Origin of the sequence: Shimia sp. CNT1-13L.2, from assembly GCF_024331145.1 — a bacterium.
Taxonomy (GTDB): domain Bacteria; phylum Pseudomonadota; class Alphaproteobacteria; order Rhodobacterales; family Rhodobacteraceae; genus Shimia.
Genome location: NZ_JANDJO010000001.1, coordinates 100,655 through 122,230 on the forward strand (window position 1 = coordinate 100,655; position 21,576 = coordinate 122,230).

Annotated in this window: 20 protein-coding genes and 1 riboswitch; of the genes, 10 read left to right on the top strand and 10 right to left on the bottom strand. The window is 63.3% G+C overall.

The genetic code is table 11. The annotated features are described in order from the left end of the window. Positions 1-14: 14 nt before the first annotated feature. Together gcvT and NNA36_RS00480 are read right to left on the bottom strand one after the other, a co-directional pair. Positions 15-1,139: a glycine cleavage system aminomethyltransferase GcvT gene (gene gcvT / locus NNA36_RS00475; RefSeq protein ID WP_255103229.1), complete on the bottom strand. Its 1,125-nt coding sequence runs from the start codon at positions 1,137-1,139 to the stop codon at positions 15-17. Between the two features lie 164 nt (positions 1,140-1,303). Beyond that, a riboswitch (glycine riboswitch) is annotated at positions 1,304-1,390 on the bottom strand. A gap of 52 nt (positions 1,391-1,442) precedes the next feature. After that, on the bottom strand, positions 1,443-1,889 hold the full coding sequence (locus NNA36_RS00480; RefSeq protein ID WP_255103231.1) for an Rrf2 family transcriptional regulator: 447 nt from the start codon (positions 1,887-1,889) through the stop codon (positions 1,443-1,445). 95 nt (positions 1,890-1,984) lie between these two features. On the opposite strand from NNA36_RS00480, the gene NNA36_RS00485 reads away from it, so the two are divergent. Together NNA36_RS00485 and NNA36_RS00490 are read left to right on the top strand one after the other, a co-directional pair. Beyond that, positions 1,985-2,557 carry a gamma-glutamylcyclotransferase family protein gene (locus NNA36_RS00485; protein ID WP_255103233.1) on the top strand — a complete coding sequence of 191 codons (573 nt, stop codon included), beginning with the start codon at positions 1,985-1,987 and terminating at the stop codon, positions 2,555-2,557. Positions 2,558-2,653: 96 nt separating this feature from the next. Further along, the gene (locus NNA36_RS00490; RefSeq protein ID WP_255103235.1) at positions 2,654-3,829 is read left to right on the top strand and encodes an acyl-CoA dehydrogenase family protein; all 1,176 of its coding nucleotides are present in this window, start codon (positions 2,654-2,656) and stop codon (positions 3,827-3,829) included. A 62-nt stretch (positions 3,830-3,891) separates the two neighbouring features. On the opposite strand, the gene NNA36_RS00495 is transcribed toward NNA36_RS00490, so the two are convergent. The 3 genes from NNA36_RS00495 to NNA36_RS00505 all read right to left on the bottom strand — a co-directional run bounded on the left by NNA36_RS00495 (position 3,892) and on the right by NNA36_RS00505 (position 6,895). Then, positions 3,892-4,308 (bottom strand): VOC family protein, encoded by a 417-nt coding sequence (locus tag NNA36_RS00495; RefSeq protein ID WP_255103237.1) that lies wholly within the window; start codon positions 4,306-4,308, stop codon positions 3,892-3,894. A gap of 151 nt (positions 4,309-4,459) precedes the next feature. After that, positions 4,460-5,785 (bottom strand): glutamate--tRNA ligase, encoded by a 1,326-nt coding sequence (gene gltX, locus NNA36_RS00500; RefSeq protein ID WP_255103238.1) that lies wholly within the window; start codon positions 5,783-5,785, stop codon positions 4,460-4,462. Positions 5,786-5,974: 189 nt separating this feature from the next. Beyond that, on the bottom strand, positions 5,975-6,895 hold the full coding sequence (locus tag NNA36_RS00505; protein WP_255103240.1) for a hypothetical protein: 921 nt from the start codon (positions 6,893-6,895) through the stop codon (positions 5,975-5,977). Positions 6,896-6,997: 102 nt separating this feature from the next. Between NNA36_RS00505 and NNA36_RS00510 the strand changes: the two genes are divergently transcribed. The 5 genes from NNA36_RS00510 to NNA36_RS00530 all read left to right on the top strand — a co-directional run bounded on the left by NNA36_RS00510 (position 6,998) and on the right by NNA36_RS00530 (position 12,130). Further along, positions 6,998-7,738, top strand: coding sequence for a polysaccharide pyruvyl transferase family protein (locus NNA36_RS00510; protein ID WP_255103242.1), 741 nt, complete (start codon positions 6,998-7,000; stop codon positions 7,736-7,738). A 110-nt stretch (positions 7,739-7,848) separates the two neighbouring features. Beyond that, positions 7,849-9,510 carry a tetratricopeptide repeat protein gene (locus NNA36_RS00515; protein ID WP_255103244.1) on the top strand — a complete coding sequence of 554 codons (1,662 nt, stop codon included), beginning with the start codon at positions 7,849-7,851 and terminating at the stop codon, positions 9,508-9,510. Positions 9,511-9,627: 117 nt separating this feature from the next. Further along, complete coding sequence (locus tag NNA36_RS00520; protein ID WP_255103246.1) at positions 9,628-10,548, top strand: MBL fold metallo-hydrolase; 921 nt, start codon at positions 9,628-9,630, stop codon at positions 10,546-10,548. Positions 10,549-10,559: 11 nt separating this feature from the next. Beyond that, positions 10,560-11,522: a 1-phosphofructokinase family hexose kinase gene (locus NNA36_RS00525; RefSeq protein WP_255103248.1), complete on the top strand. Its 963-nt coding sequence runs from the start codon at positions 10,560-10,562 to the stop codon at positions 11,520-11,522. Next, complete coding sequence (locus NNA36_RS00530; RefSeq protein ID WP_255103250.1) at positions 11,519-12,130, top strand: Pr6Pr family membrane protein; 612 nt, start codon at positions 11,519-11,521, stop codon at positions 12,128-12,130. Before NNA36_RS00525 ends, NNA36_RS00530 begins: the two co-directional genes overlap by 4 nt. Before the next feature lie 66 nt (positions 12,131-12,196). Here NNA36_RS00530 and NNA36_RS00535 read toward each other — a convergent pair whose 3' ends face one another. Together NNA36_RS00535 and NNA36_RS00540 are read right to left on the bottom strand one after the other, a co-directional pair. Next, positions 12,197-12,622: a GFA family protein gene (locus tag NNA36_RS00535; RefSeq protein ID WP_255103252.1), complete on the bottom strand. Its 426-nt coding sequence runs from the start codon at positions 12,620-12,622 to the stop codon at positions 12,197-12,199. A 149-nt stretch (positions 12,623-12,771) separates the two neighbouring features. Beyond that, positions 12,772-14,430 (bottom strand): NAD+ synthase, encoded by a 1,659-nt coding sequence (locus tag NNA36_RS00540; RefSeq protein WP_255103255.1) that lies wholly within the window; start codon positions 14,428-14,430, stop codon positions 12,772-12,774. 198 nt (positions 14,431-14,628) lie between these two features. On the opposite strand from NNA36_RS00540, the gene NNA36_RS00545 reads away from it, so the two are divergent. After that, positions 14,629-15,990 carry an MORN repeat-containing protein gene (locus NNA36_RS00545; RefSeq protein WP_255104372.1) on the top strand — a complete coding sequence of 454 codons (1,362 nt, stop codon included), beginning with the start codon at positions 14,629-14,631 and terminating at the stop codon, positions 15,988-15,990. Positions 15,991-16,269: 279 nt separating this feature from the next. Here the strand turns inward: NNA36_RS00545 and NNA36_RS00550 are convergent, their stop codons facing one another. Together NNA36_RS00550 and NNA36_RS00555 are read right to left on the bottom strand one after the other, a co-directional pair. Further along, entirely contained in the window at positions 16,270-16,932 is a 663-nt protein-coding gene (locus NNA36_RS00550; protein ID WP_255103256.1) for an SDR family NAD(P)-dependent oxidoreductase, read from the bottom strand. A 42-nt stretch (positions 16,933-16,974) separates the two neighbouring features. Then, a complete protein-coding gene (locus NNA36_RS00555; protein ID WP_255103258.1) occupies positions 16,975-17,631 on the bottom strand; it encodes a pyridoxamine 5'-phosphate oxidase family protein in 657 nt (218 codons plus the stop codon). A 352-nt stretch (positions 17,632-17,983) separates the two neighbouring features. Between NNA36_RS00555 and NNA36_RS00560 the strand changes: the two genes are divergently transcribed. Together NNA36_RS00560 and NNA36_RS00565 are read left to right on the top strand one after the other, a co-directional pair. Continuing rightward, positions 17,984-19,558 carry a 2-isopropylmalate synthase gene (locus tag NNA36_RS00560; RefSeq protein WP_255103260.1) on the top strand — a complete coding sequence of 525 codons (1,575 nt, stop codon included), beginning with the start codon at positions 17,984-17,986 and terminating at the stop codon, positions 19,556-19,558. A gap of 214 nt (positions 19,559-19,772) precedes the next feature. Beyond that, the gene (locus NNA36_RS00565) at positions 19,773-20,723 is read left to right on the top strand and encodes an asparaginase (protein WP_255103262.1); all 951 of its coding nucleotides are present in this window, start codon (positions 19,773-19,775) and stop codon (positions 20,721-20,723) included. Here the strand turns inward: NNA36_RS00565 and NNA36_RS00570 are convergent. Next, entirely contained in the window at positions 20,720-21,565 is an 846-nt protein-coding gene (locus tag NNA36_RS00570; RefSeq protein ID WP_255103264.1) for an alpha/beta fold hydrolase, read from the bottom strand. The genes NNA36_RS00565 and NNA36_RS00570 overlap by 4 nt on opposite strands. Positions 21,566-21,576 lie beyond the last annotated feature (11 nt).

The window sequence follows — 21,576 nt, forward strand, 5'->3', positions numbered from 1 at the left end:
ATCTCCCGTGTTGATCAACGTTTGAAATTGGCGGGCACAAGCGGCATCTTCGCCACCGTCACGGGCATCCGTTTGCCCCGTACCTCGCCAAAAAGGTTTGTTCCGTCCGCCGCGAACCCCGCGGTGACGTATCCCATAGCAACCGGCCCTTCGAAGGTCGGGCCAAAGCCGCCAGAGGTAACCACCCCGACCGCCTCACCGCCCTCGGCGCCTGCAAAAATCTGCGTCCCCGCCCGCATCGGTGCGCGACCCTCGGGCACCAGCCCGACGCGCTTGCGCGGCGCACCCTCGGCCATCTCGCGCAGCACACGTTCGGCACCGGGGAACCCGCCTTCGCGATCCCCGCCTGCGCGGCGCACTTTCTGAATGGCCCAGACCAGCCCGCCCTCGATGGGCGAAGTGCTGGCGTCAATGTCATTGCCATAAAGGCACAGCCCCGCCTCAAGCCGCAGGCTGTCGCGCGCACCAAGACCAATAGCCTCGACCTCGTCCATCGCCAGCAAAGCCCGGCACAGCGCCTCGGCATGTGCTTCCGGCACCGAGATTTCATAGCCATCCTCGCCGGTATAGCCGGACCGCGAAACCCAGCAGTCGGCACCGGCAATCTCGACCGTCGCCACATCCATGAACCGCATCCCGGCCACAGAGGGCGCCAGCCGGGCCAGCGCGGCCTCGGCCTCTGGCCCCTGCAAGGCCACCAGCGCGCGATCCGTGATCACCTCCACCGCGACCGACGGCTCAAGAGCCGCCTTCATGCGCGCGATGTCATCCTCTTTGCAGGCCGCGTTCACCACCACGAACAGGTGATCCCCACGATTGGCAAACATCAGATCATCGTCGATGCCACCATCGGCGTTGGTGAACAGCCCGTAACGCTGACGCCCTTCACCCAGCCCAAGAACATCCATCGGCACCAGCGCCTCGAAGGCCTCGGCCACCGCCTCATAGCTCTCGCCGCGCAGGATGACCTGCCCCATGTGGCTCACGTCGAACAGCCCCGCCGCCGCCCGTGTGTGAAGATGCTCCTTCATCACGCCAAGCGCGTATTGCACGGGCATCTCGTAGCCCGCGAAAGGCACCATCTTGGCCCCCAGCTCTTGGTGAAGGTCGAACAACGGTGTGCGTTGCAGTTCCGACATGAACGCCGCTCCTAACTTTCCGGCGCGTTCCATGTGTGTTGGAAACAACCGGCATCTACCCAGCGCACGGATTGCCCCCGTGCAGGCGATGCCCCCTCTGTCCTTCTGCCTGAGATCGTTATCCCTTCGGCGGACGCCTGTTGCGCCTCTCTCCAGAGTTTTTCAGATGACAAGCGGTCCGTTTGCCTGAGAGTTTCCGGGGCGGTTGCTCCTTCGGCACCGGTCTACCCGGTTCTCCCGACTCGTCGTTTTTCCATCGTATTACGACATGTTATCGCTGACAAGCGACACATTGAGGTGAAATCAGTGGTGACACGGCTCAGGTGCAAGAATATTGAGCAGCGCCGTGTTGTTGCAGACCAACCCGTCCAGCGTGACGCCATCAAGGCGATCATAAAAAGCTTCCGCCGCATCCTGAAGCGCCAACCGCAGGCGGCAGGCCTCAACCAGCGGGCAGGTGCTGTCGGCATCAGCAAAGCACTCGGCCAGCGGAACCGGCGATTCCATTTCCCGGAAAATCGGTCCGATCTCGATCTCCTTGGGATCGCGTGCCAGCTCCAGACCACCGTTACGCCCGCGCTGGGTATGGATCACGCCCATCTGCCCAAGCTGGTTGATCACCTGCGCGAGATGGTTCTCCGACGCCTTGCAGACATCGGCAATCTCCGCCTTGGTTACAAGTCGCCCGGTATGCGCCGCACAGAACATGAGCACTCGGATGGCGATGTTGGTTCGTTTGGTAATGCGCAAGAGCGTCTCCAAAACCTGCATTCAGATCACACGATTATCACGGATTCTCTGCCAGTTCGTATTGACATATGTCAACAGATGCTCAGCTTGGCCCCATGAGCGCACCCTATTTCTTTGGCTACGGCAGCCTCGTGAACCGCAAAACCCACACCTACGAAGACGCCCACCCGGCCCGTCTGCGCGGGTGGCGGCGTGTTTGGCGGCACACGAATCTGCGCCCCGTGGCCTATCTGACCGCCGTCCCCGACACCGCGTCCGAGATCGACGGCCTCATCGCCCATGTCCCCAACAACGACTGGGACGCGCTGGATTACCGCGAACGCGCCTATGATCGGGAACCGGTCTGCCACGCGGTCACCCACCCCAAGACCGACCCGATCAACATCGCCGTCTATACCGTGCCGCATGGCAAACACGGCACCCCGACCGAGGAACACCCGGTCCTCCTGAGCTATATCGACGTGGTCGCCCAGGGCTATCTGCAAGAATTCGGCGAGGCCGGCGTGGCGCATTTCTTCGACACCACTGCCGGCTGGAGTGCCCCCATCCTCAACGACCGCGCCAATCCGGTCTACCCCCGCCACCAGAGCCTGAGCTCCGATGAGACGGGGCTGGTCGATGACCACCTGAGGGCCCTCAAGGTTTCCCTCCGCGACCCTGATATATGATTTTCGGAATTTGTGACGTGGGGTCACTCTTGAGCCGACTCGAAATGTCAGACATTTGAATGTCAGACATTTAAGCCGGGTACGGGAGGCCCTCATATGACCGACAAGCTCGATACGATTCTGGAAAACGCACGCGCCCACTGCGCCGAAGACATCCGCCCCAACGTCGACGCCTGGAACGCGGCCGGCGTCTGGCCCCGCGCAGCATCCGACAAGGCCGCCGCCCTTGGCCTCACCGGTCTCTACGCCCCCGAGGAATTCGGCGGCCAGGGCCTGTCGCTGGGCGACGGCATCCGCGTCTACGAAGAACTCGGCTACGGTGACGGTGCCTACGCATTCGCGCTCTCGATGCACAATATCTGCACCTATGCCGGCTGCGGTTTCGGCACCGATGCCTTCAAGGAAAAATGGGCCCGCGACCTGACCTCCGGCCGCAAGCTCGCCAACTTCGCCCTCACCGAACCCCAATCCGGCTCGGACGCGGGCAACATGTACTCCCGCGCCACCATCAACGACGATGGCACTTGGACAATCAGCGGCGCCAAGGCCTGGGTCAGCCTCGCTGGCGAAGCCGACATCTACTTCACCGTGGTCAAGACAACCGATGTACCGGGCCACAAGGACATGGCGATGATCGCCATCCCGAAAGACACCCCCGGCCTGAGCTTCGGCCCGCGCTACGAAACCCCCTCCTACAACTTCCTGCCCCTCTCCGAGATGTACATGGACAACGTGGTGGCGTCCGAAGACAACATCATCCTGCCGGTGGGCCAGGGCCTGCAAGGCTCGCTGATGGCCATCGACATCGCCCGCGTCTCCATCGCCTCGGGATGCTGTGGCCTGATGCAGGCGGCGCTTGATACCGCGCTGGCCTATTCCTCGAACCGCAAGATGTTCGGCGGCAAGAACCTTGATCTCGACGGCATCCAGTGGATGCTCGGCGACGTCGCCACCGAACTCGAAGCCTCGCGCCTGCTCTATCGCAAGGCGGCCCATGCCCTCGGCACCGACGAAGGCCCGCTGATGGCCGCCCACGCCAAACGTTTCGTGCCCGACTGCGCGGTCAAGGCAGCCAACACCTGCACCCAGGTTCTCGGCGGCATGGGGCTCTTGCAACCTTACGGCCTCGACCGCCTCTCGCGTCTCTCCCAGATGCTGCGCATTGTCGACGGCACCACCGAAATCAGCCGCGTCGTGATTGGCCGAAGCCTGCAAAAACGTGCAAAAACACTCGATCCCCTGCCGATCCCGAAAGGCTTCGGCGAAACCTAAGCCCTGTCCCGACCACTCACGGAGCTCCGCCACCCGGCGGGGCTTTCCGTTTCCGGCAAGGCCTACCCGTCCCGTCCCGGTTCATCGGGATTGCTGGAAAACAGCGCGACCTTGTTGCCCTGCGGGTCGCGCAAATAACCGACATAGAACCGCGGCCCATAGTCCGCCCGAAACCCCGGCGCGCCTTCATCCGACCCGCCCGCCGCCAAGGCCGCGGCATGCAGCGCACGCACCTGCGCCTGGCCCTCGGCCTCGAAAGCCACCATCGTGCCATTGCCCACCGAGGCCCGCCGCCCGTCAAACGGCGGCTTCACGTAAAAGTCGGCGCAAACCGGCACCGCGCCGGACGCCACCGGCAGCGCGAAACTCAACCCCTCCGGGCCTTCCTTCAGGCCATAGCCCAGGGCGGGCAGAAAGGCGCAATAGAACCGTTTCGCCGCCGCGATGTCATCCGCGCCCACCGTGACATAAGCAATCATCCCCTCCTCCTCTCCAAGGTCCCCCTATCGGACCCCGCCAAAGCCCGTCATGCAAGACCATCGCTCCAAAACAAAAACGCCGCAGCTTGCGCCACGGCGTTTCTTCTTGGCTAAATACCCCGGAGCGCGAGGCAGCGCCTCGCAACCCCCCTCAGCCCTTGGCCTTGATCACCTGCAGCAGCGGCAGCACCGCGCTCATGTCCGGACCGTGGCTCTGGCCGGTCAGCGCCTTGCGCAGCGGCATGAACAGACCACGCCCCTTGCGGCCGGTTGCCTCTTTCACGGCCTTGGTCCAGACACCCCAGGTCTCACCGTCAAACGGTCCTTCGGGCAACAGCGCCATCGCCTCGGCGACGAACTCCTTGTCCTCGTCGTCGATCACCGGATCGGCGCCATTGGCAAACAGGTCCCACCATGTGGCCAGGTCTTTGCGGGTGGTGATGTTCTCGCGCACAACCTCCCAGAACTGCGCGCTCTGGTCAGCCGGCACTCCGGCCGCCGCGATGTCTTCGGCAACGGCGTCCAACGGCAGGTCATGCAGCACACGGCCGGTCAGCGGATAGAGGTCATCCGCATCGAACTTGGTCGGCGCGGTCCCGAAATGCCCGAGATCGAACCCATCCGCCAGCTCGTCGATGTTGCTGCGCAGCTCGACCGGATCGGACGACCCGAGGCGCGCCATCAGCGACAACAGCGCCATCGGCTCGACACCCGCATCCCGCAGGTCACGCAGCGACAGGGTGCCAAGACGCTTCGAAAGCGCCTCACCCTGCGGGCCGGTCAGCAGCGAGTGGTGCGCAAACGTCGGCACCGTGCCGCCCAGCGCCTCGATGATCTGGATCTGGGTCGCGGTGTTGGTCACGTGATCCGAGCCACGCACCACGTGGGTCACACCCATTTCGGTGTCATCCACGACCGAGGCCAGCGTATAGAGCATCTGGCCGTCACCCCGGATCAGAACCGGGTCCGACACCGACGCCGCATCAATCGACAGGTCGCCAAGGATGCCATCGGTCCACTCGATCCGCTGCTGGTCCAGCAGGAACCGCCAGTGGCCCTGTCCGCGTTCAGCACGCAGGGCGTCTTTCTCTTCCGCCGTCTTCGAGAACATCGCGCGGTCATAAACCGGCGGCTTGCCCATGTTCAGCTGCTTCTTGCGCTTCAGGTCCAGCTCGGTCGGGGTCTCGAAACACTCGTAGAAACGGCCCATCTCGCGCAGACGGTCAGCCGCGGCTTCATAGCGGTCAAGGCGCTTCGACTGGAACTCGATCTTGTCCCAGGTGATGCCCAGCCATTCCAGGTCCTCCTGGATGCCGTCCACGTATTCCTGCTTCGAACGCTCCTGATCGGTGTCATCGATCCGCAGGATGAACGTGCCCCCCGCCTTCTTGGCGATCAGGAAGTTCATCAGCGCGGTGCGCAGGTTGCCAACATGGATATAGCCCGTGGGAGAGGGCGCAAAACGGGTCGTGGTCATGAGAGAGTCTCCAAACGTCGCGCGCTACCTGTCACATGGCGCAGGCTTTGTCCAGAAAAGGAGATTTCATTCGCGCAATCGCCGCCCAAAAGCCATCCTTGAGGGCCGTGCCTGCCTGGGCGGGCGCAGCCCGGCGATGCCGCCGGGCCAACATTGCCCTCACACTGCGAGGCGATGCTTCGGGCGAAATTACCCCTCCAGCCAGCCCGAACGCACCAGCGCCTCCCGGATCTTGCCCTCCGCGTCGTCATGCCCCGCGTTGATCGACATGTGTTGCAGAAACCACCAAAGATAGGCGTCATAATCCGGCGCAAGCCCGACCACTTCGGCCATCGCCCCGGCAACGCCCAGTTCGTGTACATTGGCCGCAATGTGGTGAAAGTTGATCCTCCCGAACAACACCGCCGGCTTGTGAAAGAAATACCCCGACAGCGCCACCGCCGAGTTTTGCGTCACCACATAATCGCAACGCTGCAACAGCGGCACCATGCCCTCACGTGACACCGTCAGCCGGTCATGCCGCGCCTCCAGCGCCTCCAGAGCCGCGATCTCCTCGTCGCCGTAATGCTCCTTGGGATGCAAGGTCGCCACGACCTCCCGCTCGCGATCCTGTTCGAGGACATGCTCGATCATGTGGATCGGACTGCAGGCCTGAAACGACCGATGGGTCAACAGCCGCCCCTGCAACGGCACATAGACCAGCCCCTCCCGCGTCGTCTCCTCTGCCGCCCCTTCAAACAGCCGCTTGCGCCAGAACCGGGCAAATCGCTGTGCCTCTTCCTCCGGCACCTCACTCGCATCAAATCGCGCCTTGGCGACCGGCCACTCCCAGCGCTTGCCGCTCTGTTCGATATTCCAGAACGGATAGAAATAGTTGAGCCGAATGCTCACCCCACGGCTGTCGGTCGGCTCGGACATCAGGAACACCGAATACCCGGGCCGCACCCGTGATTTCATCTGCTCCTCAAGGCCGTCATTGTGGAACTTCACCTTAAAGCCCTCGCGCTCCAACACGGCGCAAAACTTGTTGATGAAATTGTGGTTTCCCGTCTCCGCCCGCTCTTTCAGCGTCTTGTGAAGATAGAACCTGACAATCCGGGCGTTCCGCATCTGCTCCCCTGCGCCGCGCGCCAATACTTGTTCTGTGTCCCGCATTGTGGTGACTTGTGACCAAGACACAAGAGCCAAACAGCCCCGCACACAGGACACCCCATGCTCGATTTCGCCTTCATGCACCGCAGGCGGCACCAAAACGTCGGCGATCTGGCCTGCTCCCCGGGCCATTACTTCGATTTTGGTCCAAGCACCTTTCTCGATTTTTCCCAAGACATGCCTGCCTGCAAAGTCGCGGTTCTGGGCGGTGGGCAGGTGTTTCAGGACTGCGTCACCGCAGCAGTCTACGACACCGCCAAGGCCCGCAAACGCGTGGTCTGGGGCGTTGGCATCTCGCAGAAAGACCGTCGCAGCATCGACTTCGACATTCTGAACGGCAGCTGCGATCTGATCTCGACCCGCAATTGGGGCATCGATGGATGCCCCTACGTGCCCTGCGCCTCGGCCATGTCGCCCCTGTTCGACACCCCGCCCGCCCCCGAACACGAGGTTGTGCTGTTCTACCACGCCCGGAAATCCGATGACCTTCCTCGCGATCCGGCCATCCCCTCACGTGGCAACGATCAGGGCACGATGGCCGAGGCGATTGCCTTCCTCGCCAGCGGCGCAACCGTGGTCACGAACTCCTACCATGGCACCTACTGGGCCATGTGCCTTGGCCGCCGCGTGCTGTGCCTTCCGTTCAGCAACAAGTTCCTGAACTTCCCCGACAACCCGCCAATAACCGCCCCGGAAGACTGGCGCGCAAGAATCAAAACCGCCGAGGCCCGCCCCGAGATGCTGACAACCGCCCGCTCTTTGAACCGCGCATTCCACGCGCAGGTCATGAATATGGTCTGACTCTTCTGCCAAAACCGCGTGGACAGTTGCTGGCGATCATGTCACCCTACCTTCACACCGCACAAACACACTGCGCGTAGAAACTGAAAAATGGATGGATTTTCAGGAATATGCCTAACTTCGAAGTGATCCGCCCCGACGGGAGCGGAACCCCCTTTCTCGTGATGCCCGGCCTCGCCCCCGAGAACAAGGTCACCGCCGCGATCCTGCGGTCCAAGCGCCTTCAAAACCCGATCTACGAATTCTCCCTTCCGCAAGAAGATGGCCTCTACCTCGGAGACATCGACAAGATCGTCGAGACCTACCTTACCGACATCCAGTCAGCGGGCTTTGAGGGCCCCTACAACATCGTCGGCTTTTCCCTCGGCGGCCAGATCGGGTTCACGCTCGCCTCCCGCATGAAAGCCCAAGGCTGCAAAAACGTTCACCTGTTCTTGGTCGACGACGACGCCGACACCCACCGCCGCGCCTTGAACATCGCCAACACGCCGCCCGACATGTCATTTCTCTCACTTGCCGGTTACTATGTGCTGGACCGTAACGAACTCTCGAGCTTCGGAGGGCCGATGACCCTCTTCAGGGCGACCCACTGGGGGCTGGAACGAAAAAGCGGCGAAACCTCCGACTGGGAGTTTCGCATGAGGCGCCCATTCGATGTCTACGATTTTCCGTTTCGACACAACGATATGGTCGTCGCCCCCTTCTGCGATGAATGGGTCGACCTGATGGCCAATATCCTTGAAGGCAATATCGAAGCGCCGAACCACCGGGTTGTCGCGCCGCGCCATAGCGATCTTCCACCCGCATTCCGGCGCGGCTTTGCCAAGGGCAAACAGGGCGATCTGGAGGAAGAAATTCGCGGTTATGAAAGGGCAATCAAGATGATGACCGCCCCACCGGAGTGGCTTTTCATCAACCTGGCACAGGCGCTGGCTGACGCCGGCCGGACGGACGACGCCATTTCTGCACTGCGCCGCGCGATCCAACTCTCGACAGGTCTGTCAAACTGCCATGTCGAACTTGCCAAGCTGCTTCGCGCAAACGGGAAAAAAGGTGGTCTGAGAAAACTGTTCGAGCGCGTCGATGGCTACCCGAAGACCACAGCAGACGATCATCAGATGTATGGCATCTTCCTTGCCCAACGTAACCGACCGCTCAAGGCACTTGCGGCCTTCAAGGAAGCCCTGCATCTCGAGCCGACCCGCTTGGCCTGCTACCTGCGCAGCGTGCGTATCCTCAAGGAACGCAACATGCTCGACGAGGCCGAAGCCCTTGTCAGCCAAGCCGTCAAGGACCACCCGGACCACCTAAGTCTTCAGGAACTACTGGCCAGCATATTTCTGGATCAGGAAAAACCGGAACAGGCCGAACCACTGTTACGCGCCATCCTGCAGCAAGACCCGACGCGGATGCACGCCTGCATGCACCTGTGCAAACTTCTGATGGCTCAGGGCCAGCTCGACCAGGCGCTCGACCTTGCGACGCAAAACCAGGGTCATCACCCCGGAAACGCCGCCGCCAATGCCCTCCTGGGGACCGTGCTGCAGACACAGGGGGATCTCGTTGGCGCAAAAGCCCAGTTCGAGACCAGCCTTCGCATCGCGCAGGACCGCGTGCAGACATGGCTGGCGCTCTCACAAGTGGTCGAACAACTTGAAGGGCCGGAAAAGGCACTTCAATACCTCGCACGGCGACCGCAAAGCATTGCAAACAGGCCGGTCATTCTCGAAGCGGAAGCCGCACTTCGCGCGCAACAGTTGGCCACAACCTGACACCTTTAGGCAGGGCAGGTCCGCCTGCCCTGCCGACGACCTCACGAAGTCTTGCAGTGGCCGTTCCCCAAACCAGCGCTACCCTCTGGATTGAAAACGCGAACTGGGAGACCCCTCATGACCCTCAAGACCCCACACATCAACCGCCGCTCTGTCCTTCTGGGGGCCGCCATGACCCCGCTGGCCGCCTCGCCACTTCTGGCTGCCGCCGAGATGATGGGCGTCGCCAGCACCCGCTTCAACCGCATGAAGGTTGGCGGGTTCGAAGTGACAACACTCCTCGCCGGCACCCGCCCGGTTCCGAATCCGCAGTCGATCTTCGGTATGAACGTCTCGGCCGACGAATTCGCCAAGGCCTCGATGCAGGCCAACATCCCCACCGACGTGGCTCAGTTCTTCTTCACCCCCACGGTCGTCAACACCGGCGCGGAACTGATCCTCTTCGACACCGGCCTCAGCCCGGCCAGCATCACTGGCGCCCTCGCCGCCGCAGGCTACAGCGCCGAGCAGATCGACGTGGTTGTCGTCACCCACATGCACGGCGACCATGTCGGCGGCCTTTACGGCGAGGGCGGGGCCACCTTCCCCAACGCCCGCTATGTCACCGGCGCGGCCGAGTTCAACGCTTGGGACATGTCCGGCAATGACACCTTCGAGGCCAAGGTCCGCCCGCTGGCCGAACAGATGTCGATGATCGACGATGGCGCCGCAGTGGCCTCCGGCGTCACCGCCATGGCCGCCTTCGGCCACACCCTTGGTCACATGGCCTACCGTATCGAAAGCGAGGGCAAGCAACTTGTTCTCGGGGCCGACTTTGCCAATCACTACGTGTGGTCACTGGCCTACCCCGACTGGGAGGTGAAATTCGACCGCGACAAGGAAGCCGCCGCCAAAACCCGACGCGCCATGCTCGACATGATGGCCGCCGACCAGATCCCCTTTGTCGGCTATCACATGCCCTGGCCCGGCGTTGGCTATGTTGAAAAACGCGGCCAAGGCTATCACTATGTTCCGGCGAGCTACCAACTGATGCTCTGAGCCGGAGGCCCATGCACGACATCCTGACCATCACCCTGAACCCGGCCGTGGATCTTTCGACCACGGCCGAAACCGTTTCGGCAGGCCCGAAACTGCGGTGTGCGCCCCCCAAAACCGATCCCGGCGGCGGCGGGATCAACGTCTCGCGCGCGATCCGCATCCTCGGCGGTCAGTCCCGTGCCCTCGTCGCCGTCGGCGGTCCCACCGGCAAGAAACTGCGTCACCTGCTGCTGGCCGAAGGCATCGCCTACCTGCCCTTCCGCGCGCCCGGCGAAACCCGTCAAAGCCTTGCTGTGACGGATGAAACCACCGGCGCGCAGTACCGCTTCGTCCTGCCCGGTCCCGACTGGGACGAGGAACGTCATAGCGCGCTCCTCGATATGCTGCCCGGCGTGGTCCCCGACGAGGGCTTCGTGGTCCTCAGCGGCTCCCTGCCGCCCGGCATCCCGGCCACCTTCCCCACCACGCTCACCAAGGTCCTCGCCCCACGCCACCCCCGGATCATCGCCGATCTCTCCGGCGCGGCGCTTGAAACCACCGTCACCGCCCCGCCCGCCAACCTGCACACCCTGCGCATGGACTGGCACGAGGCCGAAACCCTGAACACCGCCCCCCTGCCAACCCTGCAGGACACCGCCGATTTCGCCGCCGCCCTGATCGCGCGCGGAACGGCGCAGGTGGTCATCATCGCCCGCGGCGGCGAAGGCTCGGTCCTCGCCAGCCGACACGAAATCCTGCACGCAAAGGCCGCCCAAGTACCGATCGCCAGCAAGGTCGGCGCCGGTGACAGTTTCGTCGGCGCCTACACCCTCTCGCTGGCCCGGGGCGAAGATCTCGGCGTCGCCCTGCAACGCGGCACCGCCGCCGCCAGCGCCGCCGTCATGACCCCCGCCACCGAACTCTGCCGCGCCAGCGATGCCGAACGGCTGCTCGCCGACTGCCCCCTCACCAGCCTCGACGCGACCCTGACATGACCCAGCCACACCGTTTCTCGACCTTCGAAACCCTCTGCGCCCTGCTGATTGCGCTCTGCGCCTTTGGCACGCTCACCCTGCAAACCAGCGTCGATCTCACCGAGGGGCGCAGCTTGCCCGACGCCCTCTGGTCCCAGGCCCGCTACTTCACCAACCTGATGGTCCTCGCTGTCGGCCTGGTCTTCGCGACCACCACCCTGCGCCGCAGCACCACCCCCGGCTGGATCACCGCCCTCACGGTCTGGATCGTACTGGTCGGCGTGGTCTACCACGCGCTGCTGGCCGCGACCCACAACCCAGAGGGTCTCGACATCACAGTCAACCTGTTCCAGCACACGCTGATCCCGGCCGGTGTCCTGCTGTTCTGGTGGCTCTTCGCCCCGAAACACGGCCTGACCTACACCCACCCCGCCCTCTGGCTGGCCTGCCCGCTGGGCTATGTCGGCTATGCCATGGCACGCGGCGCCTCGGACGGCACCTACCCCTATTTCTTCCTCAATCCGGTCAAGACCGGCGGCATCGGCGTGCTCGCCTATGTCATCGGTCTCGGCGCGGTGTTCTACCTCTCCGGCGCGGCGCTTGTCCTGATTGCCCGCCGCAAGGGCTGAGGCTGCTTCTTCTTGGCCCAAGTACCCGGGGTGAGGGCGGCCCCGCCGCCCGAGGGGCAGCGCCCCTCAGGCGTAGTCGCTCAAATCCTTCGGCGCATGCAAAAGCGTGGTGTCATACTTCGGCAGGTCATCCTGCATCGCCAGCCACGGCAGCTTGCTGGCAAAGTTGACATGGAATTCCGGCACGAAATCTTCCGGCCGCTCCATCGAGGCCGCGTATAGGTGCATACCCCCGGCATAGTGATCCGCCTCGAACCCAAGCGGCGAGCCGCAATCCTCACAGAAATGCCGAAACACCCCCTTCGAACTCTCCAACGTCTTCGGCGCCTGTCCGACCCACCTGAAATTGCGCAACGGCACGCCCAGCCACGCCACCACCGGCGCCGCGCAATTGCGGCGGCAATCATCACAGTGACAATAGCAGCCCCAGGTCGGATCGCCCTCGTATTCCCAACCAGTTGCCTTGCACAGGCAATGTCCGCGTGTCGTCATCTCGTCCCCTCCGTTTCCCCTCATCTATCCATAAGGCAACCCCGAAAACCAAGTCGAAGCAGACCGCAAACTGGCCGAATGCGACGCCGAACCGCCAAAAAGAAAGGCCCCGGAACACCTCCGGGGCCTTTGAAATCCTACACAGGCGCTCAGGCGTTGTCCCGCCATCTGCTGACAATCGGATAGCGTCGATCCAGCCAGAAGGCCTTGCGCGACAGGCGCGCACCGGGGGCCGACTGGAACCGCTTGTATTCGCTGATGTAAAGCAGGTGCTCCACCCGCTTGACCGTCTCGCGGTCGAACCCGGCCGCAACACAGTCCGCAACCGACCGCTCTTCATCTACCAGCATGGTCAGGATCGCGTCCAACTCGTCATACGGCGGCAGGCTGTCCTCGTCTTTCTGGTCGGGGCGCAGCTCGGCAGAGGGCGGCTTGTCGATGATCGTCACCGGGATCACCTCGCCTTCGGGGCCGGCCATCCAGTCGCGATGCACCGCGTTGCGCCAGCGGCAGGTCTCGAAAACGCGGGTCTTGTACATGTCCTTGATCGGGTTATAGCCCCCGGCCATATCGCCATAGATCGTGGCATAGCCCACCGCGACCTCGGACTTGTTACCGGTGGTCAAAAGCATCTCGCCGAACTTGTTGGACAGCGCCATCAGCAACAGCCCCCGCAGACGCGACTGGATGTTTTCCTCGGTCAGTCCCGGCTCGGTGCCTTCAAACAGCGGCGCAAGCGTGTTGGTGATCGCCTGCCGCCCCTCGGCAATCGGCACGTAATCATAGCGCACGCCCAGACGCTCGGCGATGTCCTTGGCGTCATCCAGCGATCCCTGCGAGGTGTATTCCGACGGCAGCATCACGCAACGCACGTTCTCTGCCCCCAGCGCATCCACCGCAATCGTGGCCACCAGCGCCGAGTCGATGCCGCCCGACAGCCCCAGCAGCACCTTCTTGAAACCGGTCTTGCCCATGTAATCGCGCAGCGCCTCGACACAGACGCGGTAATCCTGTTCTTCCCCCGCAGGCAGAACCGCACGCGCCCCCTGTTCGGCCTTCCAGCCATCCGCCGTACGGGTAAAGTCCACATGCGCGATCATCTCGTCGAAGACCGGCAATTGCACCGCCAACTCGCCACCGGGGTTCAGCACAAAGGAGCCGCCGTCGAACACCTGGTCGTCCTGCCCGCCCACCATGTTTACATAGACCAGCGGCAGACCGGTCTCGACCACGCGGGCCACCATGTGGTTCATGCGGCGGTCGAACTTGTCGCGATAATAGGGCGACCCGTTGGGCACCACGAGAATCTCCGCCCCGGTCTCTTCCAGCGTTTCGCAGACATCCTCGAACCAGGCATCCTCGCAGATCGGCGAGCCGACCCGCACGCCATCCACGTCATAAGGCCCGCCCAGCGGCCCGTGGTCAAACAGGCGCTCTTCGTCGAACACGGTGTAATTGGGCAAATGGTGCTTACGCTGAATATGGGCGATCTTGCCGCCCTTGAGCACAAAATAGGCATTGTACAGCTTGCCATCCTCGGCCAGCGGCCCGCCAATCGCCAGCGCAGGCCCATCGGCACAGGCCACCGCCAGCGCCTCGATCTCGCGCAGCGCCGCCACCTGCAACGCCGGTTTCAGGATAAGGTCCTGCGGGTTGTAGCCCACGATGAACATTTCCGGCATGACCACAAGCTTGCTGCCCGCGGATTTGCCCGCCTCCCAGGCCTCGCGGGCCTTGGCGGCATTGCCGGCAAGATCCCCCATCACGGGGTTGGCCTGCGCCATGGTCAGACGAAATGTTTCGGCCATCAAAGCCTCCTGTCGCTGTCTTGGCCCAAGATTTATCAGAACCCCGCGCGAGGGAAAGGCCAAACGGCCAAAAGACGTTGCTCAGACGCGGCCACTGTTCTAGGTTTCATGCAAAACCACAGGTCGGCACGGGATGGACCCCAAAAGGGCAGAAAAATGAAGAACACCAAGGCAATCAAGATTGCAACACTCGCACTCATGCTGGGCGCAGCCACCTCTGCCACCGCTCAGGAAGGCGAAATCCTTACCAAGCAATACGATGACGGCGGCGTCTACGAAGGCACCTTCAAGGGTGGCCTGCAACACGGCACCGGCAGCTACCGCCTCCCCAACGGCTATGAATACACCGGCGAATGGGTCGACGGCGAGATCAAGGGCAAGGGCCAGGCGCGCTTTCCCAACGGCTCGGTCTACGAGGGCGAATTCGCCAAGGGCAAACCCGAAGGTTTCGGCAAGATCACCTTCACCGACGGCGGCACCTACGAAGGGGAATGGGCCGACGGCAAGATCAACGGCACCGGCGTCGCGCTTTACGCCAACGGCACCCGCTACGAGGGCCAGTTCCAGAACGCCTCGCATCACGGCAAGGGCGTGATGCTGTCGCCGGGCGGATATGTCTATGACGGCGACTGGATCAACGGCGTCAAGGAAGGCATGGCCAAGATCACCTATTCCGACGGTGCCACCTATGCCGGCCAGGTCGCGGGCGGTGCACGTTCGGGGCAAGGCACGCTGACTATGCCCGATGGCCTGATCTACGAAGGCAACTGGGTTTCGGGCCAGATCGAAGGCACCGGTAAGCTCATCCACTCCAACGGTGACATCTACGAAGGCACCCTTGTCGCGGGCCAGCGTGTCGGCGAGGGTACGGTGGTCTATGCCAATGGCGACACATACACTGGCACTTTCGAAGGCGACAAACGCCACGGCCAGGGCACCTTCACCGGAGCCGATGGCTATACCTACGTCGGCAGCTGGATCAACGGCCACATCGAAGGCGACGGCACCGTCACCTACCCCGACGGCTCGGTCTACACCGGCCAGTTCCGCCAGGATCTTGCCGATGGCACCGGCCTCATCACCTATCCTGACGGATCGACCTATGAAGGCGAGTGGAAAGCCGGCGTGATCAACGGCCGCGGCAAGGCCACCTATACCAACGGTCTGGTCTACGAGGGTGAGTTCCTCAACGCCAAGAACCACGGCAAGGGCGTCATGACCTATGCCGACGGCTACCGCTACGAAGGGGACTGGTTCGAAGGCCAGCGCCACGGCCTCGGCATCGCCACCTACACCGACGGCACCGTCTACGAAGGCCAGTTCGCAGACGGCCAGCGCGACGGGGTCGGCGAAATCCGCATGCCCGACGGCTTTACCTATTCCGGAGAATGGCAGGCAGGCGAAATCAGCGGCCAGGGCGTGGCCACCTATGCCAACGGCGACATCTACGAAGGCATGTTCAAGTCCGGCAAACGCCAGGGCGCAGGCACCCTGAAATATGCCACCGGCGAGGAAAAGACCGGCACCTGGGAAAACGGCGCCCTGAAAACCGACGGCTAATCCCCTCCGGCCCCACGCCTCTTGGCAAGATCAGCCAGAAAAAATGACACACCCCGCAACCGCTTGCGGGGTGTTTTCATGTGGTGCGTTTTTGGGAAGACACTGGTTCTTCTTAATTTCAGTTTCCCTTGGTGGCATGAATTTCCAGCACTGAAGTATCCAATGAACTAAGGGAAAATTATTTGCGTGCGGTACGAAATGAAAAACCCGCTTAGTGCCTAATTCCGCGGACTATCTAAAGCGTAGCTTTGGACAATATGACTCCCTCAAACGCCCCCCTCACCACTCGATCCTCTCCCCATCCCAGGCAAAGAACCCGCCGCTGTCTTCCGGCGTCAGCCCGTCCAGCACGCCAAGCAGATGTGCCGCGCTTTCGGAAGGCGCTAGTTTCTGACGGCCGGCATAGGCCTTGGTGAAATCGGTCGCCACCGTGCCGGGGTGCAGGGCGACACAGATCGCCTCGCGGTGACTACGGGCCAGTTCGATAGCCGCGCCGTGCACGATCTGGTTCACCGCCGCCTTGGCCGCCCGATAGCTGTACCAGCCGCCCATCCGGTTGTCCCCGATCGAGCCGACCCGCGCCGACAGCACCGCCACGACACCCCGCCCGTCCCGCCGCAGCAGGCGCGGCACATGCCGCAGCACCAGCGCCGGACCAATGGCATTCACCGCGAACTGCGCCGCCATTTCTTCGGCGGTCAGTTCCGCCAGCGATTTCTCGGGCCGCGGCGCAACAACCGTCAGCGCCCCGCTGGCCACAAGGATCATGTCGAACCCTGGTGACAGCCCCGCCATCCCCGCCTCGACCGAAGCCGGATCGGTCACATCGAACCCGTGCTCTGATCGCGACAGGCCCGTGACCGCCACACCGCTTTCTTGCAAGGCCCCCGCAAGGGCCCCGCCGATACCACCACTGTTTCCAATCACCAATGCGCGTCTCATGCGCTGCATCTAGCCCCTGAAAGTGGCGCGGCAAGACGGCGTTTACCCGATCCGGATATCACCAAGATGCGCGGGCGGTTCGACCCCCTCCAGAACCCGAGGGTCAGCAACCGGCGCGCCAAGCTGCATCCGGATCGGCACCACACCGGCCCAGATCGGCAGCGCGTAATCCTCTTCGTCATCAGCCGGCGGCGCATCCCGCAGCTTGGCCGAGGCCTCGGTGATCGGCATCCGGAAGATCGCCGTCGCCTTGGTCTCCTGCGGTTGCAACGGGCGCAGCGCCTCCCAGCGACCGGGAAAGATGTGATCGAACATGCGCTTCATATGCACTTCCTTGGCCGCTGCCTCCATCACCTGCTCGGCCTCGCCAAAGATCATCACCGAACGCTGGTTTACCGAATGATGCAGCGCCGACCGCGCCAGCACATAGCCATCCAGGATCGACACGGTCATGCAGACCTGGTTGCCCTTCATCGCCCTTAGCGCCCGGCTGGCCGAGGACCCGTGCCAGTAGACATGATCGCCCTCGCGCCACTGCAAGGTCGGCAGCACCGACGGGCTGCCATCCATCACGTACCCGATATGGGCCATCGGCATCGCATCGAGGATCTGGTGAATCACCTCGCGTTCGTAGGATCCCTTCTCGTGCAGCCGCCGCAGCCGCGTCCGCTCGGTCTTGTCCAGAGTGTCTTTTGCCATGGTCCGGCCTCCTTGATCGTCTTGAGGGCTGAAGTAAGCCAGCTTTGGGCCTGCAAAAATGTCCACTATCGCACTTTCTTTGCATACCAATTCAACAAAAGCCCCACCCCGCCCCGCACAGAAAAACCCGCGAATGAGGCTTTTCATTTCCCACGCGGCATGTATAAATCGCCGCCATGATGATCACGGCACATATCGCAGCACCCGCACAGCGCACCCGCGCTGCGATTCTGGCCGACCTTCTTCTCCTAGCCCGCCTCTGAGCGTGCCGGTGCTGGCGCGACCGCTCAGAGGATAACTGCTTCGCGCCCGAACCCCACCGGACCCCCAGGAGAAAAAAGAGAGACTTCCAATGACCGATACTGCCAAACAAGACCGCGTCTTGATCTTTGACACGACCCTGCGCGACGGCGAACAGTCGCCCGGCGCCACCATGACCCACGACGAGAAACTCGAAATTGCCGAGATGCTCGACGAGATGGGCGTCGACATCATCGAGGCCGGCTTCCCGATTGCCTCGGAAGGCGACTTCAAGGCCGTCAGCGAAATTGCCAAACGCTCCAAGAACAGCCGCATCTGCGGCCTCGCCCGCGCCAATTTTGCCGACATTGATCGCTGCTGGGAAGCGGTGAAACACGCCGGTCAGAACCGCATCCACACCTTCATCGGCACCTCGCCGCTGCACCGCGCCATTCCCGACCTCACCATGGACGAGATGGCCGACAAGATCCACGAAACCGTCAGCCACGCCCGCAACCTCTGCGAAAACGTGCAATGGTCGCCGATGGATGCCACGCGGACCGAGTGGGATTACCTCTGCCGCGTGATCGAGATCGCCATCAAGGCCGGTGCCACCACCATCAACATCCCCGACACCGTGGGCTATACCGCCCCCGTCGAAAGCGCCGACCTGATCAAGCGCCTGATCGAAACCGTGCCGGGTGCCGACGATGTGATCTTTGCCACCCACTGCCACAACGATCTCGGCATGGCCACGGCCAACGCGCTGGCCGCCGTCGCCGGTGGTGCCCGCCAGATCGAATGCACCATCAACGGCCTTGGCGAACGCGCCGGCAACACCGCCCTCGAAGAGGTGGTGATGGCGCTGAAAACCCGCAACGACATCATGCCCTGGCACACCGGCATCGACACGACCAAGATCATGGCCATCTCGCGCCGTGTCTCGACCGTGTCGGGCTTCCTCGTGCAACCCAACAAGGCCATCGTCGGCAAGAACGCCTTCGCCCATGAAAGCGGCATCCACCAGGACGGCATGCTCAAGAACCGCGAGAACTTCGAGATCATGCGCCCCGAAGACGTGGGCCTCTCGGGCACCTCGCTGCCGCTCGGCAAACACTCGGGCCGCGCCGCGCTGCGCGACAAGCTCGAACACCTCGGCTTCGAGATCGGCGACAACCAGCTGAAAGACGTCTTCGTGCGCTTCAAGGATCTCGCCGACCGCAAGAAAGAAGTGTTCGACGACGACCTCATCGCCCTGATGCGCATCGGCGAGGATGATGCCAACGACGCCCTCAAGCTGGTCTCGATGAAAGTGACCTGCGGCACCGGCGGTCAGGCGGAATCCACCGTCGAGATGGAAATCGACGGCAAGGATCTGCAAGCCACCAGCTTTGGCGACGGCCCCGTGGACGCCACCTTCAAGGCCATCCGCGAGCTGCACCCCAACACCGCGCGCCTGCAACTCTACCAGGTGCACGCCGTGACCGAAGGCACCGACGCCCAGGCCACCGTCTCGGTGCGCCTCGAGGAAGACGGGGTCATCACCACCGGCCAGTCCGCCAACACCGACACCGTGGTCGCCTCGGCCAAGGCCTACATCCACGCTCTGAACCGCCTGATCGTGCGCCGTGGCAAACTGGGTGAAGGCGTCGACGAACGCGAAATCTCCTATCGCGACGTGACCTGAAACCGGGCCCGAACATGAGATCCAAAGGCCGTCCCCCGCGGGCGGCCTTTGCACATCAGATCAGACAACACATTGCCCGGCGGTACCGCCGGGCTGCGCCTGCCTGCCCCCCGGCAGGCGCATTCGCGCCTCCCCAGGCAGCCGCCGCCCTCCCCGCTTCCGGGCAAACCCCTTCTCCCTTCACAAGCCTCGGCAAAGAGCTAGGATACATCCCATGAAAACCCTCCTCATCCACACCGGCGGCACCATTGGCATGGTGGCCACCGATGACGGTTTCGCCCCCGCCGAAGGGGTGGTCGAGGGCTTTCTTGACAGCCACCTCGCGACGCAGACAAACGCCCCGCAGATCGACATCCGCCGCCTCGCCCCGCTGATCGACAGCGCCAATGCCACCCCGCAAGACTGGGATCGCATCGCCACCACCATCGCCGAGACCGACGCAGACTACGACGCCTTCATCGTCACCCACGGCACCGACACGCTGGCCTATACCGCCGCAGCCCTCTGCTTCGCCCTCGAAGGCCTGTCCAAGCCGGTCATCGTCACCGGCTCCATGCTGCCGCTCTCGGTTCCGGGCAACGACGGCACCCGCAACCTCGCCGATGCCATCGCGGCCACCGCCACCGCCGCGCCCGGCGTCTGGGTGCAATTCGCGGGCCGCCTCCTGCACGGCGCACGGGTGCGCAAATCCCACTCGCGCGCCTTTGATGCCTTTGCCGCCGACCCTTCCGACATCGCCCCGCGCCAGCCCGGCACCGCCCTGACCCTGCACCGCACCGGCGCCCACAAGGTCGCCTTCCTCTCGGTCGCCCCAGGCGTGCCCACCGACCTCTTCGAATATGCCGCGCAAACCTGCGACGGTCTCGTGTTGCGCTGCTTCGGCTCTGGCACCGTGCCGGGCACCGAGGGTCTGGCCCGCGCCCTGACCACGGCGGCAAACCGCGCCATCCCCGTGGTCGCCGTAAGCCAATGCCCCGAGGGCGGCATGGCGCTTGGCACCTATGCCGCCGCCGCCATCCTGCGCCACCACGGTGTGATCGACGGCGGCGACATGACCGTCGAAGCGGCCTATGCCAAGCTCACCTATGCCCTCGCCCACAGCCCCGATCCGGCCACCCGTCGGGCGCGTCTAGACACCTCGCTCTGTGGCGAGTTCACCCCCTAGTTCGCCTTCAGGAACCCAAGCAGGCTGGCCGCCACCTGTTCCGGCTGGTCCTCCATCGCGAAATGCCCGCAGTCCGCGATCACCTCAAGATCACTGCCGGGGATCGCCGCGTTCAGCCGATGCGCCCAGTCCACAACCTGCCACGCATCATCCGCGCCCCAGATCAGCTTGACCGGACGCTGCCCCAACTCGTGCATCCGCTCGGCAATCTCCATCGTGTGTTTGGGGTCGTAGTGGCGCACCTGATGCTGGAACAGGCTGCCCTGCCCGATCGGCCCGCTGATGAAATCAAGATAGGTTTCAAGCGGCCCCGCCCGCAGCGCCGCCTTGTTCTGCACCGTGCTCAACAACCACTCTTCGAAATGCGCGCGGTGATCGGCATCCGGTGCCTTGACCAGCGCCTCAAGCCCCGCCTGCATTTGTTCACGCGTGCGCCGCGACGGATAGCTGTCATAGCTGACCACGTCGATCATGCTCAGCGTCCGCACCTTCTCGGGCGAAAAGATCGCGAACCGCTGCGCCACCGCACCGCCGATGTCATGCGCGATCACATGCGCATCCGTCAGCCCCCAATGATCAAACAGCGCCTCCAGCACCGGCACCTGACCGGAGATCGACGTATCTACCGCCGGATCGCAAGGCCGCTCGGACAGCCCGTAACCCAAGAGGTCATAGACATGCACACGATAGCCCCCCGCCACCAGAACCGGCAGCACATTCCGCCAGATCAGCGAGGACGACGGCGTGCCATGTAAAAGAACAACCGGCTCGCCCGCACCATGCACGCCATGCGCGATGCGAAAGCCATTGATGAGGATGTGGTCGGTGACGATATGATCCATGGGAAGGCTCC